Origin of the sequence: Clostridium fungisolvens, from assembly GCF_014193895.1 — a bacterium.
GTDB classification, from domain to species: Bacteria; Bacillota; Clostridia; order Clostridiales; family Clostridiaceae; genus Clostridium_AR; species Clostridium_AR fungisolvens.
Window position 1 is genome coordinate 2,751,327 of record NZ_BLZR01000001.1, and the last position, 16,806, is coordinate 2,768,132.

Below are 16,806 nucleotides of genomic sequence, written 5' to 3' on the forward strand. Positions count from 1 at the left end.
ATGAATTTTAAAAAGAAGTTAAAGAATTATGCAACAGGTAGTGATGAAAGAACTATAGACGTAGTAGGAAGTTCTTCACTTATAACTCTTATCATTGGAGTAGTAATTTTTTTAGTTGAGATGTTAGTTAAGTTTGAAATAACAAAGGATTTACACTCTATTACTTGGGAAGCTGTGCTTTTTATTATTATGATAGTTGTATTCGTGGTTATTCATCTGCTGAACAAGATACGAATAACAATTAAGTTTTAGTGAATACATTCAAAGAAAGCATCCATAGATTTGATTTTCACAAACCTATGGATGCTCTCTCCAAATTACACAGACATTTTTATAATGTTGTACCGTCTACCGTTTTTCTCTCCTCTAATAATCTTGAGAAAGTTCTCGAATATACGGTATTGAATCTTTATTTTAGCTCTTAATATTGTTCTTCTCTTGGTTATAAACATCTCAAAGTCTTAAAGTTCTAATATATAACGACATTTATAGCCCCCCAAATTTACTTACTCAACCAAACTTTATTAAAGTAATAGTGGATATGTTTCTTCTAAATAATTATACTTCTACAAGTTCCTTTTCTTCTTTATTCATAACATTTTTGTCGTATGCCTTTAATATTGGAAGTAATATAATAATGTCTAACAATAACAATGCAAACCATAATATTGTTGCCTTAATATCCATTGTTGCTAAGAATGCAGCTATAGGGCCCGGAACTGTAAATGGTAGAGTTATAAAGAACTTCCCTATAACACCTGTAGACATAAGTATATATGCAATTGAGAAGTTAACATTATTACAAATCAAGAAGCCCACTACTGTAAATGGATTTAATACCGTTGGTATACCAAATATTAATGGTTCATTAATATTGAACATACTTGGTACTAATGCAACCTTTGATACTGAACGAAGTGAAGCAGCTTTACATCCAATCAATATAACAATTGCCATTGCTGTATATGAAATCCATCCTCCAAATACACTGTTTACACTACCAGCAAATATCGCAGGTAATGGCTTTCCTGCAGCATATGCTTGTGCATTCAATGCTAGATTCATTGTAGTTATTGGTGTAACTACTACGCCTACCATGTTACCCCCATGAATTCCAAAGAACCAGAACATAGTCATAAGTACATTAATTAATATGATAGATGGAAGACTTCCTGTAGCACTTATTAGTGGTTGGAATACTTTAAAAATTAACTGTGTTAGTCCAGCACCAGTAAGACTGTTGCATAGTGCATTACCACCAATAAATAAAAGTAAGGAAATAGTCATAGGAATCAAGGCTGTGAAAGGAGCAGCTACATTTGGTGGTACGCTTGCAGGTAGCTTAATAACAATATTCTTTTTTACACAAAAGTGACCTATTTCTACTACAATAATAGCAGTAATAATCGCCGCAAACATTGCACCGGCTCCAAGTTGAGAGGTTGGCATAGCACTTATAACGGTTTCACCAACCTTATAGCTTTGAGTTGGTGCAGCAATAAGTAGGAAAATAAATATTGAACCGATTACATTGGTTATAGTATTCATTTTGTAGTAAGCTGCTAATCTATAGGCAATACCAGCTACTACATATATAGAAATAATCCCAATAGTCAAATTGTATGGTGTTATCAAAGTGGCATTATGTGCGTCAGCAAAATGTTTCCATGCTATTAGAAATTGATAAAAAAAGTTTGTCCCCTTAATTTTATTTAAATCAACAGGTGGAACGGCAAGTAAGCAGAATATACCCCCTATTATAGTAATTGGAACTAAAACTGTCATTCCATCTCTTACAGAGGCAAGATGTCTTTGATCGCCAATCTTCTGAGCTACTGGAATTATAAATCGTTCCATTTGTTCTTGTAGCTTGTCAATGAATGATTTCTTAGTGGTCTTTTGTCCATTAGTATCCATTATTATTCCCCTTTCCTTTTAAAAATTAGAACTTTTGTTAAAAACCGGTTTTCTATATATATAATTCTATCACATATGAATATACCATGCAATATTAATAAAAATATTTTGAATAATATATTCACTTTTTCTTTTTTATGTTTTACAATATAATTAGAGAAAGGAGTTTTGTTTATGAAAGCATCATTTGATAAATTTGATATTACACCAAATTATCCGGTTCATATGGCTGGATATTCAAGAAAGAGCAAAAGTATTGGAGTACTTGATCCAATAGAAATCAATACATTGGTCATAGAAATGGAGAAAACACCTTTTGTCATTTGCATATTTGATTCAATTATTATTGAAGAAAGCTTTGTAAATAATATTAAGGATGAGGTTAATAAAACACTTCACATTCCTAATGAAAATATTATTATTGGCTGTATTCACACTCATTCTGCACCAGCCTTCTTTAAGCTTGCTTTTGAAGAAACTAGTGTGGAGCAAGATCTTACAAATCAAGTAAAAATCAATATAATTCAGAGTATAATAAGAGCTTATAATAACCTTGAAGATTCAAATATTATCTTTGAAAAATCTATGATAGAAGGTCTTTATGGCAATAGAAATCAAAAAGACGGTTATGCTGATAAAAGCGTAAATGTCCTTAAATTCTATGATAAGCATAATTCTTTGATTGGAGCCTTTGTAAATATATCTGTTCATCCTACTATATTGAATGGTAGCAATCTAATGCTTTCTGCAGACTTATTAGGATTTGTGAGACAAAAGTTGCAAGATCAGTTAGACTGCCCAGTTCTTATTTGTAATGGAACATGTGGTGATGTATCAACTAGATTCTATCGAAAATTAAGTGGCATAGAAGAACTTGAATACACTTCCTCTTCAATAGTAAATCAAATGAAAGATAAAATTACTTCTGAGGTACTGAATTTAAACAACCTGAGAATAGCTTCAACCTCAATGGTATCAATATTTGATGCAGAAAAAGATGATTTTAATAACTCTGAATTAAAAAGACTCAATGAAAAATCAAGCAATGTATCTGAAGCTGAAAAATCATATCTTAAGCTACTAGCTTCACGATTAGAAATCAAAAAAAGCTTAAGCCCTTATGTGCTTCATCTTACAAGCACCATAATAAAAACTGATGAGCTTATGATTATTACTTTGCCTGGAGATGTTAATTCATATTTTGCTAAACACATAAGAGAAAGCATTCCTAATATAGAAATAATCCTAATAGGCTATTCAAATGCTTATGTTTCATATATGGTGGAATCCAAAAACTACGGAAAGTACTTCGAGACCTTTAATACAAGATTATCAAGAGGAGTTTCTGACGAGTTCATTGATAAAGTAATAGAAAAAGCAGCCTCTCTTTAAAATTTGAATTAGTCATTCAAAAGTAGTATAATAATCTACTATAAATTCAAAATATTGAGATATAAAGGTGAGGTATTTATGAATCCATTCGAACAAATGGAAATCAAAAAAAATAGTTTTACTAAAAAAGAAAAAATTGTTTATGAGCTAATGCTAAAAAACGTTGATGAAATTTCACGTAAATCAGTAACTGAATTAGCTGACCATATGAATGTATCCCAATCTACCATAACTCGTTTCTGTCAAAAACTTGGCTATGATGGGTATAATGATTTTAAATTCAGCATTTACAGATATCAGAAGCAGGTCCCATTGGATGATTTGGATCCAAGCAAGAATGCTTTTTCTACTTACTCCAATCTTATCCTGCAACTACAAACTTCCGTAAATAATGATGAGCTAAGCAACCTTGCTGAGGATATAGGTAAGGCTGATAATATCATTATTCTTGGCGTGCATAAAAGCGAATTGCCTGCAAGACTACTTAATATAAATCTACACAAGCTTTCAAAGCATGCGACCTTTGTTCCTTTTGGAGAAGTACAAGACTTAGAATCGTACATAAAAAAGGATGATTTAGTCATTGTATTCTCCGTAAAAGGTGAATCTTTAAAAGCGAGCATTAGTGAACTTGTAAAGAAAAAAGCTGCAAAGTTTGCTATGATCACAATGAATGATAAAAATCCATTGAAGAAGATGTTCCCACACTTCATATGGCTTCCATCTACAAATCGTGAAACCTCCCCAGTATACGTTGAAAACCAGGTAGTGTTCATGATATATGTGGATATTCTAACTTCATATATTGCAAATTATATTATAAATAAAAAAGATAAAGTCGATCCAAAACGTAATGTTTAAAAGAAAACTTCTTTCAAAATAGCAGTGTACTTAGTGCTGTTAATAATGAACAAGCTCTACTGAATTTTCCTTTATAAAGCTTTTTATTTCATCACTACACAATACATAAAGTTCCTTCACCCTATGAACATTATAGGAACTGTTATTATATAGCTCCAAGTCGCAGTAGCCAGGATGAGTCATAAGCTCAATCCCTGTCTCCTCCGAGTTGGATTTTATTATATTTTTTAATACTTCTATAGTAGCGGTTTCTCCATAAAAGCCTGCCACGAACTTAAATGCACTATATCTACGCACTGGAATACCATACTCATTGCTAAGCTTCATTGTAATGTTATAGATTTCTCCTCTGTCATGTACTCCATGATGAGAATCTAAATGTGTAGGCTTACGATTAAAAACTTGAATGAATCTTTCAATCTGTGCCCTAAACTCTGTCTCAACCTCGGAAAGAATAATATCTTCACTTGAATAAAACTCATTTTTTGTTAAGAAAACCTTTCCACCCTTTGTAATAGTTTTTCCTCCAGTAAGAGAATTCCCTATAGTTAGATTTAAATGAACTCCTATGCCAAGCTCTGTAGTTTCCTTAGAAATTTTTGCTCCATATTCTAAGTAAGGCATATTGCATAAAGCAGTAGTTGAGGTTATTATTCCTTTTTTGTGCCCTTCAATTATGCCTTCAGTATTTCCTTTGGTAAATCCAAAATCATCAGCATTAATAATTAATTTCATATATGCCTCCAAAACTAAAAATTGATTTTATCTAGCACATTCAGCATTACATAAATACTTATAATAATGCTGAATATACTAATACTCTGCTATTTTCTATTTTTAAAGTAATCTACTTCTTCACTGGACAATCCAAGTAGTTCCTTCATAACTGATTCAGTATCCAAGCCTAAAGTTGGAGCCTTATCATATGAATACTCATCACTTTCAGTAAATTTTATAGGTGAGCCTACTATTTTCATTTTTCCTGAAATAGGATGCTCTATCTCCTCTATCATTTTTCTAGTCTCAACAATATTCTTATCATTAACTACCTGAGCCACATCATTAATTGGTGCACAAGGAACCCCTTTTGCTAAAAGTATTTTAATTATTTCCTCTACATTGTGCTCCTTGGTCCAGCCACTTACAATTGCTTTTAATCTATCATGTTCACTTACTCTATCCTTATTTAACTTAAACTCATCTATCTCTAGTAACTGTTTTTTATCAATAGCTTCGCAGAATTTTGTCCAAATATTATCATTACCTACTGCAATAACAACCCATCCGTCTTTTGCTTGAAAAGAATCGTATGGATAAATAAATTCATATCTATTTCCAATTCTCTCTGGTACTCTCTTTTCAACCAAAAATATTTCAATCAGAGTTTCCATTGCACTTACTGAACAATCTACAAGGGATATATCAATTCTCTCTCCGTGACCTGTTCTACTTCTCCCTTGCAATGCTGCTAATATTCCTATGCAACAATTAAGCCCTGCTAAAATATCCCCTATAGCAGTTCCAGTCCTTGTAGGTGCAGAATCTGTCCAACCAGTGACACTCATGATTCCGCTCATAGCTTGGGCAATTACATCATAGCCAGGCAGCTTGCTATATGCTCCTGTTTGTCCAAAACCTGATATTGAAGCATAAATAATTTTAGGATTTATTTCCTTTACTTCTTCATAAGAAAAGCCTAATTTATCCATAGTTCCAGGCTTAAAATTCTCTACGATAACATCTGATATTTTTATTAAATCAATCAATACTTTCTTAGCCTTTGGGTCCTTAAGATTCAATGCTATACTCTTTTTATTTCTGTTAAGGTTGGCAAAATACGCACTTATTCCTCTATCAAAAGGAGGGTAGCCTCTGCTGTCATCCCCTTTTAATGGCTCTTCAATCTTTATCACCTCTGCTCCCATATCTGCTAAGAGCATAGTGCAATATGGGCCAGATAATACTCTAGTTAAATCTAAAATGCGAATGCCATCAAGTTGCTTTGACATTTATAAAATCTCCCTTCAATATAGATTACTTACTAAGTTCAATGTCCATCCTTAATAGTGCAGCTTCCATACTCTTTCCTAATGAATCAAGCCTTAAAGAACGGGTTGCCCCTCCATCCAATGCATGATGTAATACAAAGTTGAAGCCATCAAGCTGTGGAACCTCATATCTTTCAATTTCTCCCTGAACCATACCTTTAAAGTGCTTCTTTACTGCTTCTGGCGTAACTTGAGCTTTTATTATTTCATAGTACTTAGGTTCTCTTGCATAAATACATATATTTGATACGTCACCCTTATCTCCAGATCTTCCATGCGCTATATCCTTAAGCTTTACCATTCTATTTTACCTCCTCAACATGAACCTCGAATTTAACTGCATCTCTAGGTATTAGTGTAGGCCATAATGCAAATACTTCAGATGGTTTTGTTCTTCCTCCAAAGAAACAGGATGCTGGTGGTCCATTTAAAATAAAAGGTGCAATTTCCGGAGTTAACTTATTTGCCTCTTCTAAAGTCTTAGTTTTTATAGCAAATCTAAGAATTACCTCATTTAAATCTTCTTTCATCTCCTCTGCCAATGGACCGTGAAGTGTATTAAGTCCAAGGAACTCTTCTCGTATTTCCATTGCATCAAGACCCTTATTTTTCAATCTTAATTTCAGTATTTCTGCAGCTCTCTGAGCTTTATCCAAGGCATCAGGCCAGCTGAATGGCAAGTATCCAACATTTCTATACCCTTCGCTATATCCCACACAAAGTTTTAATGTATCTGGTCTCTTATGTCCTTTAACTCCCTCTACTAGAACTCTATCTTGTCCTATTTGCTTTACAGTGACATTACTAAAATCTGCAATTACATCAGGAGTTAAATATTTTTTAGGATCATGTATTTCGTATAATAGCTGCTCCTTTACTGATTGAGTGGTCATGAGTCCCCCCATATTTTTTGTCTTTGTCATTATTAAACTCCCTGCTCCACTTACTTCAGCAATAGGATATCCCAAGTTTTCTGGATGTGGCACATTTCTCCAGTCATAATCATAATTGCCTCCACTTACCTGCGCTCCACATTCTAAAAGATGCCCACTTAGAATTCCTGTAGCTAAACCATCCCAATCATCCTTCTTCCAACCAAACTCATATGCAAGTGGTGCTAGGAAAAGACTTGAGTCTGTAGAACGTCCCACTATAACAATATCAGCCCCACCTTGAAGACATTCTATAATAGGTTCAGCTCCATAATACACATTTGCATTTACCATATGATTCAAAATAGCATCGATTGGTTCATTTGTATCCATGTTATTCATTGTAATCCCCTGTTTTCTAAGCTGGGGAATTATACTCATAACATCATCACCAAGAACATAACCTACCTTTAAATTAAGTCCTGATTCTTTAATCGCCTGCTTCACTGCTTCCACTGCACACTTTACATTCATACCACCTGCATTGGTTAAAACCTTTATGGATTTTTCTTTTATCATAGGAAGCATATCTTTTAAAGCTGTTATAAAATCTCTAGCATATCCTCTTTGCGGATTATGTTCCTTTTGCCTCTGCATAATAGACAGGGTAAGCTCTGCAAGATAATCACAAGCTATATAATCAACTTGATCATTTTTTGCCATATTTACTGGTGCTTCATTCAAATCTCCCCAAAAACCCTGAGCACCACCAATTCTAATTGTTTTCATTTGTCCACCTTCTTAATAAAAATTAGGAATATATATCCCTAACCTTTATTAAGCAACTTTCATGCCAAAAAAATAATGCTTCAAAAGCATTATAAAATCATATTTTTATGTATACTTTTATTAGTTAAGTGAAATATCTAGTGTATACTTTTTATACATTATATACTTTGTATACAATACCATAGTGTATCTTAATCAGCATCAATATTATAAAGCTTGAGCTTTTTATAAAAGGTTCGTCTGCTCATCCCAAGCATGTCCATTGCACGAGTCTTGTTCCCATTAAACTTTTCAAGAGCTTCTATAATTCTCTCTCTTTCTATATCTAATATTTCATGTTTTAATTTTTTTGATTCTGTTTTATCGTCTCTATTTAGACTTATAATTGATGATTTTTTTATTTCTTCAGGTAAATGTTCTACTTCAATAATGTCATCTTGACATATTATCACTGCATACTCCATACAACTTTGCAGCTCCCTAACATTACCTACCCATTTATATGATGAAAGTACATTTATCACATTTTCAGATAACATTAAAGTCTTGTTGTATTTTTTGCAATATATATTAAGGAAATATTCTGCCAGATTAATTATATCCTCTACTCTTTCACGTAAAGATGGGATATTTATATTAAAAGTATTTAACCTGAAATATAAATCTTCTCTGAAGGTTCCTTCTTTTATCATTGCTTTCAAATCTCTGTTTGTAGCTGCAATAACTCTTACATCAACTTTATTAATGGTATTAGATCCTATTTTTTGAATTTGTCCTGATTGAAGTACCCTTAACAGTTTTGCCTGCATAAGCATAGGCATGTCTCCTATTTCATCTAAAAAAATTGTTCCAGTATTTGCTGCCTCAAATTTACCTATTTTCCCGCTTTTATGCGCTCCTGTAAATGCTCCGTCTGTATAACCAAAGAGTTCACTTTCAAACAAGCTTTCAGGTATAGCAGAACAATTTAGCTCTACATATGGTTTTTCGCTTCTTTTACTTGCTTCGTAGATAGCCTTTACAACTACTTCCTTGCCAACACCACTCTCCCCTTGAACGAGAACCGTTGCGTCAGTTGGTGCCACTATTGCAGCAAGCTTTAAGCAATTCAAAAACTTTTCATTGCTACCAACAATACAGGAAAAATTCTTCGGAAGTTCATTATGAGGCTTTGCGATTCCTTCATAAAAATACCCGCTCAATTTTCTTACATTGGCAAGCTCTTCATTCAAGACATGTATTTCCGTAACATCTTTAAAGATAGAAATTGCACCAAGCACCTCATTATCAATAATGATTGGATTAATACTAGCTACTATCTGTTTTTCAATACTTTTAACTTTGATTTTTTTATTTTGGATTGGGGTTCCTTCCCTCAAAGTACTCAGTATTGCCGCACCAGGCTCTATTTCACTAACATATTTGTTAAGTACTTTTTCTTTATCAATATTAAGTATTTCAGAATACGCTTTGTTTAAGTAAATTATTTTAGAATGCTTGTCTACTAAAACCACACCATCATGTATGTGATCTATTGCACTTAAAAACATAAATAAAACCTTTTCCTTTAAGAAAAGTCTTATATAATCACAGGTGATAAATCCCACTAACTTCTTCTTTTGGTTTAGAACATAGACATAGTAGTTATTATTTAAATATTCATCATCTATAACACCCTTACAGCTAATAAGCTCATCTTCGCTAAAAAGCACAGGAATATTATCAAAGTTCAAAGGAATCTTACTTCCCAAACTCTCAAGATCTTTATTCATTACATCTTTTACTTTCAACTTTATCACCTCGAAAATTGCATAATTATTAGGTCCATATATGAGTAGTGTTTTCTGTAATTTTATCTTCTAAATTTTTCTATTAAACTTATTATATCATTTCCTATCAAGAGAAATATATTTAGAAATAAAAATAAGAGCCTAGATTGTAGACTCTTATAAAAATCACACTTAAGCATTTAAAAATACTTTTCTAAATCCTCTATTTTTTCTAAATCAAATATATCAGTAGCTATTAATTCTATTTTTTCTGAAGGTAGATTCTTTATCTTTTCTTCATATTCTTGAGGAAGTATATTAAATTTTTTGTTTAATTGTTTTATGAGAATTTCAGCCTTCCCCTCATCTCTTATCATCTTTCCTATTTCTGTAATTATAAATTTCTCCTTAGTTAATATTCACAATTCTTAAGCAATTATGCCACTCTTGAACTAAATATAGTACCTTAGCATAGGCTTCCATTTCGATCTTCTCTCTACCACTGTAAAGCCAGCTTCTTCAAATGCTACAGGAACACCAGTCCAGAGAAAGGCATCTGGCACATTATTACCATAAGGGACCACTGGATATGCCTCAACTATATTTACTTCATTTAATTTTGCATATTCAATTGCCCCTTTAATTAACTCTGTTGAAATTCCTTTTCGTCTAAAATCCTTAGCTATAAAAAGACAAGAAATAGACCAAACTGGTTTATCATCTATTCTTTTAAGGACTCTGGAACTTTCAAGACGCTTATAAACTTCTCTTGGAGCAATAGCGCACCATCCAATTGGATTATCATCTACATATGCCAGCACCCCTACAGGCTTACCCCTATATACAATATCCTTCATGGAGTTCTTGTTAAATTCGCCCTTTCCACGCTCAAATTCCGATTTCTTAAGTCTCCAAGACATACACCAGCATCCGCCACATGCTCCTCTTTCACCAAATAAAAGTTCAAAGTCCTCCCATCTTGTATGGTCTAAAGAATATATTTTTATATTATGCTCTTCATTGCTATACACTAGCATTTATAAAATCCTCCATAATTCATATTTATTATCTTCAAGGGCTTCTTCCAAACGATTCATAACTCTAAATAAATGTCCTCTGAATTTATATAATCATAAAAACATTTAATCATAAAATTAAAAAATCATATAAATATATAGCAAACATGCGGGTTTGAGCTAATTTGGGTTATTTCAAACAAATTCCTTCAATTAATTTTGTACTGCTAAGGCTTATAAGAATTTATAGATGCTTAGTCACAAATATTGATAGATCACTTTGCTAATTACTTTCCAATAGCCTAATTCAATCACCGCAATATTTTATTTATCATTCACTTTAAAATTATTCCTATTCTAATACTTCCAAAAGCTTATCATAAATCCTCTTTTCTTCTCCACTTTCATTTGTTCTTATCCTCAATATAGGGATATTGTACTTTTCTAAGATTTCATCCTTCATCCTGTCTCTTTCTAGTTGCCTCGGATTATTTGCATGATAATGATATCCATCTACTTCAACCACAAGCACTGGCATTTTGTCTACCTTTCTATAAATTAAGAAATCAGTGTGGGTTAATATATTCATCGCAAATTTATACTCAGCTTCATTTAGTTTTGAGGTATCACGAAGAAGCATTTTAAGTGGCTGATGCATAACTTTATCTAAGGATTTAAACTTATCATATGATAAGACCTTTTCTATTACTGCATTCATTAGATTTTCAGAGGTGTGTTCTGAAACCTTTTTATTTCTATTTAACACCTCAAGCAATTTCTCTGAGTAGCTACTATAAAGCAGGTCAAAGACAGAATATATATTGCTATCAATAATCTCAAAGTTATTGTAATCTATGTATCTTATTAAATCGCTGATATTGTTATTTCCATTTACTATATCGCTATCAGATACTATAAGGATCAGTTTATCCTCTGCACGGGAAACAGCTACATTTATGAGATTAGGATCTTCAATAAAATCATTGGATTCATTAGCTACAGTACTTAATATAATAGTCTTCTTTTCTCTACCTTGATATTTATGTACAGTATCAATTTCAACATTTTCATCTTCTATTACTTTTTGTAATGCTACTATTTGATCTCTGTAGGGTGATATTATTCCTATTGATTTCTTTGATTTTAAGTTTGTAAGTATTTCCTCACGTATTACATCTATCTGTCTTTGATTATAGTTACCCCTTGCATGATTACCCTTAACAGTTTTGTAGACAGCTAAAGGAGCATAGTTTTCTTCTCCACTTGTTAATATTATTAATTCATCATCATAAAACTTCTTATTGCAAAAATCTATTATCTTAGGATGACATCTATAATGTTCTTTAAGCAGTGTTTTAGGAACATCATCATATAGACTTATAATAGAAGAAAGTAGGCTATGCTTTGAATAATTATAAGCTTCATTTAGATGATAGTGATTGAAAATATTGTTAGTTATGTTTTCAATTTCAGATGATACTATATTAGGCAGTTGCTTTAAATCTCCAACTATAACTGCATTTTTTGCAGAGGAAAAAGCTAGTGCTCCTGTTACTACATCAACCTGAGAAGCTTCATCAATAATCACATAATCAAATAAATAGTTCTTAGCTGCAGAGTTTCTTAAGGAATGGGTGGTGCTTAGTATTACTGGATATTCGTATATAAAGGAATCAAAGTTTTTCCACAATGCTTCTTCAGAAAAGGTAAATCTACTCTGCTTTTCACCATACTTTTTAGCTAATTTAGCTTTTAGTAATCTCATAGATTTTTCGCTATAAGTCTTCATTTGATCTTTAAAGCTATAGTTATCTAGCAGGGCTTCTATGGCTCTAATCTCTTTAGATAATTCTTTAAACCTAAGCTCATAACAAAGCTTTCTAAGATGCTCAACTATATCTTCCTCACTATTCTTATAAAACTTAAAACTGATTATTCCATATTTAAATAGATTTCTAAGTTTATATTTAAGATCAAAGGCTTGATTTTTATCTAATCTAAGATGGTAATCCACCATGAAAGACATTACTAAATTAGAGTTATTATTAAATAAGGTTTTATAAGACTTTATTGTGGTTTTATTGATGTTACTATAGCTATTAAAATATTCAAGCTCTGTGTTTAGACTTGAAAGTTCTTGCTTTAGCCTCGCAAGTGTATTTTGTTTCTCTAACATATCTTCTAAAGTCTTTTGGGAATTTAACAGATCTATTTGGATAGTTTCATACTCTTCAGCTTCTAATTTCCACTTACTAAACTCTGGATAATTGCTCTGCTGCCTTTCAAAAAACTTCTTTCTATTTTCACTTTTTCCTAAATAAGCAGCAATAAAATCTACATCATACTTTTCAAGCTTTTCTAAAACATTTGCAGTTGCAGAATTATTATTAGAAACAACAGCAACAGTTTTATCATTTATAATAGCATTAGCAATAATGTTTAATATTGTCTGAGTCTTACCTGTACCTGGAGGTCCCTCTATTACACTTATCTGACTAGAAAGAGCATTTTCAGTTGCAGACTTTTGACTGATATTAAAACCAAAAGGAAATATAATTTGTTGATGTTTTTCTATTCTTTTTATCTTCTTTGGATTTAAATAATTAGCAAGAACACTACTTGAGCTAATATTAGTAAGCTTTTCATACTGCTTATTTAAGAAAGTGCTATCTTCATCTACAGAAACATTGATATAACTTGTAAGCATCTTTAAATATTTAAAACAATCGTTTGATACTTCATTATTTAAGCAGTTTTCTTCTATAACTATCTGAGATTTATTATAGAGCTTATTAAATCCACTCTTAAAGATCAATCTATAATAATCTTCGAACTTAAATATCTTGGTAATTCCATTTATGCACTGTTTATTTTCATATATAAATATATTCTATGGATTTAGCTCTTCTGGCTTTGAAAGCCATCTTACATTGCTATAATTATAGCTATATGTCGTTGGTTTGCCAGTAAAAGTAACATCATACTTTCCGTTATTATATTTGCAATATGTAATCTTTTCAGTTTTGTCTTCACCTTTTATGAAGATTAGATTTCTTTCTATGTTCAACTTTTTGAGTCTCCTCTTTTAATTTTGAATATGATAATATTTTACCATATTATACAATATAATGTTATTTATACTGTTGATATATGAAAAAAGTAGCTAAAGAGAAGTTCTTTAACTACTTTTAATGCCAATATATTTAACTAACGGTATTTCAGCTCTTTCTTTAATTGTAAAACGAAATTTCTAATTCAACCATAAAGTTATATATACCTGCCCCCCTAGAAACCTCGATTCTCTAATTTGAAACTCAAAAGCATATGATATTTTAATATTTAGCAAATCTAAAAGCAAAACGAAACATATTAAAATCATATCTAAATAAGTCTAAAAATATTGTCTTTCACATAAAATGTACATATATCAAGTAAAATGAGGTAATATAATATAAATGCAAGAAGATGTCCTTACCTATATTTCTATATTTAGCAGTGCAGGAATAGGTTGTTATGGTTTCAAAGAAGAAGGGTTTGAGTGCATTGCAACAAATGAGCTCCTTGAAAAAAGAATGAAGATACAAAGATATAACGATAAATGTAGATATGATAGTGGATACATTTTAGGTGATATAAAGGAGAAAAATAACTACAAAAAAATTTTAGAAGCAATAGACTTTTGGAAAATAAAGCACAATATAAAGAATGTAGATGTATTAATTGCAACACCACCATGTCAAGGCATGTCTGTTGCCAATCACAAAAAAAATCTTAATGAGCACATTCGCAATTCTCTGGTTATAGAATCAATAAAGGTTATAAAAGATATTTTGCCTAATTTCATTATAATCGAAAACGTACGATCTTTTCTTAATACAATTTGTACTGATATTGATGGTAAAGATAAGAAAATTAAGGATGCAATAGATGACAATTTGTCACATTTATATAATCTATCCTACAATATTTTAAACTTTAAGGATTATGGTTGCCCATCAAGCAGAACAAGAACCCTAATAATAGGTGTTAGAAATACTTTAAGTATTTGTCCAGATCAACTTTTACCTGAAAGAACAAGAGAATTACCACTTCGTGAAGTAATCGGAAATTTACCTTCCCTAAAAGTAATGGGTGAAATAGATAATAAAGATCTTTTTCATAGTTTTAAAAGGTATCAAACTAGAATGTTACCTTGGATAGAAGAATTAAAAGAAGGCCAGTCAGCATTTGATAATACAGATAATAATAAAGTGCCTCATACAATTAAAAATGGCACGATTATATTCAATAAAAAGAAAAATGCTGATAAATATAGAAGACAATATTGGGATAAAGTTGCACCATGTATTCATACAAGGAATGATATTTTATCTAGTCAGAATACTATCCATCCCAATGATAATAGAGTATTTAGTATTAGAGAACTTATGCTAATGATGTCTATACCATATTCTTTTAAATGGACAAAATATGCTGAAGATAAATTGAATAAGATGCCTTTAATTGAAAAACAAGCTTTTCTAAAACAAGAAGAGATGAATATTAGACAATCTATTGGTGAAGCCGTACCTACAATAATATTTAAGAGCATTGCAAAAAAAATTAAGAAGTTTTACTTCTGATATTTTTCATATTACTCCCGTTATAATATTAACTAATTTTCATGTATACATAATAATTTTGGGAGTAGTGATAATACGGAAAATTATATAAAAAATCACTTAGATAAACATGATTTGGATGTTAGAAAAACAGGAGATGCAAGATTTATGGATCAAAAAATAACTCCAGATATTGTATGTATGATGGCAGATTGCGTGATTAATTATTTGGATTTTCGTAAAGACAAGACTTTAGAATTTACAGGTAAGGATATTTGGGATTTTGATTATTTTAATAACATTATTAAAACCGCATTCTCAAAACCAGATGTAAAAGAAGAAAGTGCAAAACACGAGTATGATAAAATTATTCAGCAGCCTTTGAAGATGTTAAGCTATGCCAAGGTTTTAAAATGTGAAAAATGGGGAAATACTAATAACTTCAAGGTAAATAATTATGAAATCCTTGAATATATATCATTAAAGGAGTTAAATTCATATAAATTTTTAGCTATATATTTGAAAAAGGTACTAACAGACAGTGCTCTTATCTCATACTTTGAAAAATTTAAAAATGAAAATACACCTAATGAATTTGCAATATTAAAGGAAGTTTTCGAAAATTTTATTAAAAAATACACTAAAATAAAAAAAGATTATGAACCTAAAAGAATATTCACTAAAGTACTAAATACTTTTGCAGCTAATAATAATATACATGGCACAGAAAAGGGAAGGTATTCAGACAAAAAAATTGTCTTTTCAGATTTATTATATAACAAAGTAAACTGGAGAGATATTGGTAAGGATAAACAACAAACAAGGCAAATGCACGAACTAGAACAATCAGAAAAAATGCTACAAAGAGAAGCGATTAATAAATATTATATTGAAAAATCAATAAGAATTATTAAGAGAATGCACAAAAAGAGTGAGCTTTGCGATAAATATGCTGTAGGTGATGCTACTCAAGTTCATCATATATTTATGAAAAGTGAATTTCCTAGCATCGCCAGTTATCTTGAGAACTTGATTTTACTTACACCAACTCAACACCTATCAAAAGCACATCCAAAAAATAATACAACGAAAGTTGACACTGACTATCAACTTTTGTGTTTGTTGGCTAAATCTAATACAATTAGACTTCATTTATATTCAACTAAATCAGAACAAAGAAAATACAGTAAGGATGATTTTGTATTTGTCATAAATACTGGTTTAAATGTATCGATTGATAATAGTATTTCTTTTGATGATTTAACTAATTTTTTAATTGAAAAATATAGATGCGCAGATTAGAAAATATAGTCATCACTTCATTTCTGTTCTATAAATAAATGAAACTAAAGGAGCCTCAAAAAGGTTCCTTTTAATATATTCATAGTTCTGAAATATCTATATAATATCGAAAATAATAATTTCCACTTGTATCTAATTCTCAATTTATCGAACCATAGTTCTTTATGAATTATAAAATTATAATTTAATGTTTAAGCAGTGTCTACTAAATATATAAGACCCATAGTCATTTCTATAGG

The 16,806-nt window shown here is 31.0% G+C and carries 15 protein-coding genes; 5 read left to right on the plus strand and 10 right to left on the minus strand.

Annotation, left to right across the window (positions count from 1 at the left end; genetic code table 11):
- Positions 1-252, plus strand: a complete 252-nt coding sequence (locus bsdtw1_RS11985; RefSeq protein ID WP_183277798.1) for a hypothetical protein — start codon at positions 1-3, stop codon at positions 250-252.
- Positions 253-558: 306 nt separating this feature from the next.
- Here the strand turns inward: bsdtw1_RS11985 and bsdtw1_RS11990 are convergent, their stop codons facing one another.
- On the minus strand, positions 559-1,917 hold the full coding sequence (locus bsdtw1_RS11990; protein ID WP_183277799.1) for a PTS sugar transporter subunit IIC: 1,359 nt from the start codon (positions 1,915-1,917) through the stop codon (positions 559-561).
- A gap of 174 nt (positions 1,918-2,091) precedes the next feature.
- Between bsdtw1_RS11990 and bsdtw1_RS11995 the strand changes: the two genes are divergently transcribed.
- Both bsdtw1_RS11995 and bsdtw1_RS12000 read left to right on the plus strand, forming a co-directional pair.
- A complete protein-coding gene (locus tag bsdtw1_RS11995; protein WP_183277800.1) occupies positions 2,092-3,309 on the plus strand; it encodes a neutral/alkaline non-lysosomal ceramidase N-terminal domain-containing protein in 1,218 nt (405 codons plus the stop codon).
- A gap of 78 nt (positions 3,310-3,387) precedes the next feature.
- On the plus strand, positions 3,388-4,170 hold the full coding sequence (locus tag bsdtw1_RS12000; protein WP_183277801.1) for a MurR/RpiR family transcriptional regulator: 783 nt from the start codon (positions 3,388-3,390) through the stop codon (positions 4,168-4,170).
- A gap of 39 nt (positions 4,171-4,209) precedes the next feature.
- Here bsdtw1_RS12000 and bsdtw1_RS12005 read toward each other — a convergent pair whose 3' ends face one another.
- The 9 genes from bsdtw1_RS12005 to bsdtw1_RS23520 all read right to left on the minus strand — a co-directional run bounded on the left by bsdtw1_RS12005 (position 4,210) and on the right by bsdtw1_RS23520 (position 13,731).
- Positions 4,210-4,905 carry a carbohydrate deacetylase gene (locus tag bsdtw1_RS12005; protein ID WP_183277802.1) on the minus strand — a complete coding sequence of 232 codons (696 nt, stop codon included), beginning with the start codon at positions 4,903-4,905 and terminating at the stop codon, positions 4,210-4,212.
- Between the two features lie 89 nt (positions 4,906-4,994).
- The gene (locus tag bsdtw1_RS12010; protein WP_183277803.1) at positions 4,995-6,179 is read right to left on the minus strand and encodes a CaiB/BaiF CoA transferase family protein; all 1,185 of its coding nucleotides are present in this window, start codon (positions 6,177-6,179) and stop codon (positions 4,995-4,997) included.
- Between the two features lie 25 nt (positions 6,180-6,204).
- The gene (locus tag bsdtw1_RS12015; RefSeq protein WP_183277804.1) at positions 6,205-6,519 is read right to left on the minus strand and encodes an AtuA-related protein; all 315 of its coding nucleotides are present in this window, start codon (positions 6,517-6,519) and stop codon (positions 6,205-6,207) included.
- A 1-nt stretch (position 6,520) separates the two neighbouring features.
- Positions 6,521-7,879: an acyclic terpene utilization AtuA family protein gene (locus bsdtw1_RS12020; protein ID WP_183277805.1), complete on the minus strand. Its 1,359-nt coding sequence runs from the start codon at positions 7,877-7,879 to the stop codon at positions 6,521-6,523.
- A gap of 191 nt (positions 7,880-8,070) precedes the next feature.
- Complete coding sequence (locus bsdtw1_RS12025) at positions 8,071-9,669, minus strand: sigma-54 interaction domain-containing protein (protein WP_183277806.1); 1,599 nt, start codon at positions 9,667-9,669, stop codon at positions 8,071-8,073.
- A 179-nt stretch (positions 9,670-9,848) separates the two neighbouring features.
- A complete protein-coding gene (locus bsdtw1_RS12030; RefSeq protein WP_183277807.1) occupies positions 9,849-10,025 on the minus strand; it encodes a DUF4351 domain-containing protein in 177 nt (58 codons plus the stop codon).
- Positions 10,026-10,100: 75 nt separating this feature from the next.
- Positions 10,101-10,685: a GNAT family N-acetyltransferase gene (locus bsdtw1_RS12035; RefSeq protein WP_183277808.1), complete on the minus strand. Its 585-nt coding sequence runs from the start codon at positions 10,683-10,685 to the stop codon at positions 10,101-10,103.
- A 331-nt stretch (positions 10,686-11,016) separates the two neighbouring features.
- The gene (locus bsdtw1_RS12040; protein WP_244638161.1) at positions 11,017-13,479 is read right to left on the minus strand and encodes an AAA domain-containing protein; all 2,463 of its coding nucleotides are present in this window, start codon (positions 13,477-13,479) and stop codon (positions 11,017-11,019) included.
- 75 nt (positions 13,480-13,554) lie between these two features.
- On the minus strand, positions 13,555-13,731 hold the full coding sequence (locus bsdtw1_RS23520; protein WP_244638162.1) for a hypothetical protein: 177 nt from the start codon (positions 13,729-13,731) through the stop codon (positions 13,555-13,557).
- Positions 13,732-14,119: 388 nt separating this feature from the next.
- On the opposite strand from bsdtw1_RS23520, the gene bsdtw1_RS12045 reads away from it, so the two are divergent.
- Both bsdtw1_RS12045 and bsdtw1_RS12050 read left to right on the plus strand, forming a co-directional pair.
- Positions 14,120-15,286: a DNA cytosine methyltransferase gene (locus bsdtw1_RS12045; protein WP_183277809.1), complete on the plus strand. Its 1,167-nt coding sequence runs from the start codon at positions 14,120-14,122 to the stop codon at positions 15,284-15,286.
- Positions 15,287-15,433: 147 nt separating this feature from the next.
- Complete coding sequence (locus bsdtw1_RS12050) at positions 15,434-16,567, plus strand: hypothetical protein (protein WP_183277810.1); 1,134 nt, start codon at positions 15,434-15,436, stop codon at positions 16,565-16,567.
- Positions 16,568-16,806 lie beyond the last annotated feature (239 nt).

Coding starts and splice junctions, on each gene's coding strand:
- bsdtw1_RS11985 (WP_183277798.1), top strand. CDS start 1: ATGAATTTTAAAAAGAAGTTAAAGAATTATGCAACAGGTAGTGATGAA.
- bsdtw1_RS11990 (WP_183277799.1), bottom strand. CDS start 1,917: ATGGATACTAATGGACAAAAGACCACTAAGAAATCATTCATTGACAAG.
- bsdtw1_RS11995 (WP_183277800.1), top strand. CDS start 2,092: ATGAAAGCATCATTTGATAAATTTGATATTACACCAAATTATCCGGTT.
- bsdtw1_RS12000 (WP_183277801.1), top strand. CDS start 3,388: ATGAATCCATTCGAACAAATGGAAATCAAAAAAAATAGTTTTACTAAA.
- bsdtw1_RS12005 (WP_183277802.1), bottom strand. CDS start 4,905: ATGAAATTAATTATTAATGCTGATGATTTTGGATTTACCAAAGGAAAT.
- bsdtw1_RS12010 (WP_183277803.1), bottom strand. CDS start 6,179: ATGTCAAAGCAACTTGATGGCATTCGCATTTTAGATTTAACTAGAGTA.
- bsdtw1_RS12015 (WP_183277804.1), bottom strand. CDS start 6,519: ATGGTAAAGCTTAAGGATATAGCGCATGGAAGATCTGGAGATAAGGGT.
- bsdtw1_RS12020 (WP_183277805.1), bottom strand. CDS start 7,879: ATGAAAACAATTAGAATTGGTGGTGCTCAGGGTTTTTGGGGAGATTTG.
- bsdtw1_RS12030 (WP_183277807.1), bottom strand. CDS start 10,025: ATGATAAGAGATGAGGGGAAGGCTGAAATTCTCATAAAACAATTAAAC.
- bsdtw1_RS12035 (WP_183277808.1), bottom strand. CDS start 10,685: ATGCTAGTGTATAGCAATGAAGAGCATAATATAAAAATATATTCTTTA.
- bsdtw1_RS12045 (WP_183277809.1), top strand. CDS start 14,120: ATGCAAGAAGATGTCCTTACCTATATTTCTATATTTAGCAGTGCAGGA.
- bsdtw1_RS12050 (WP_183277810.1), top strand. CDS start 15,434: ATGGATCAAAAAATAACTCCAGATATTGTATGTATGATGGCAGATTGC.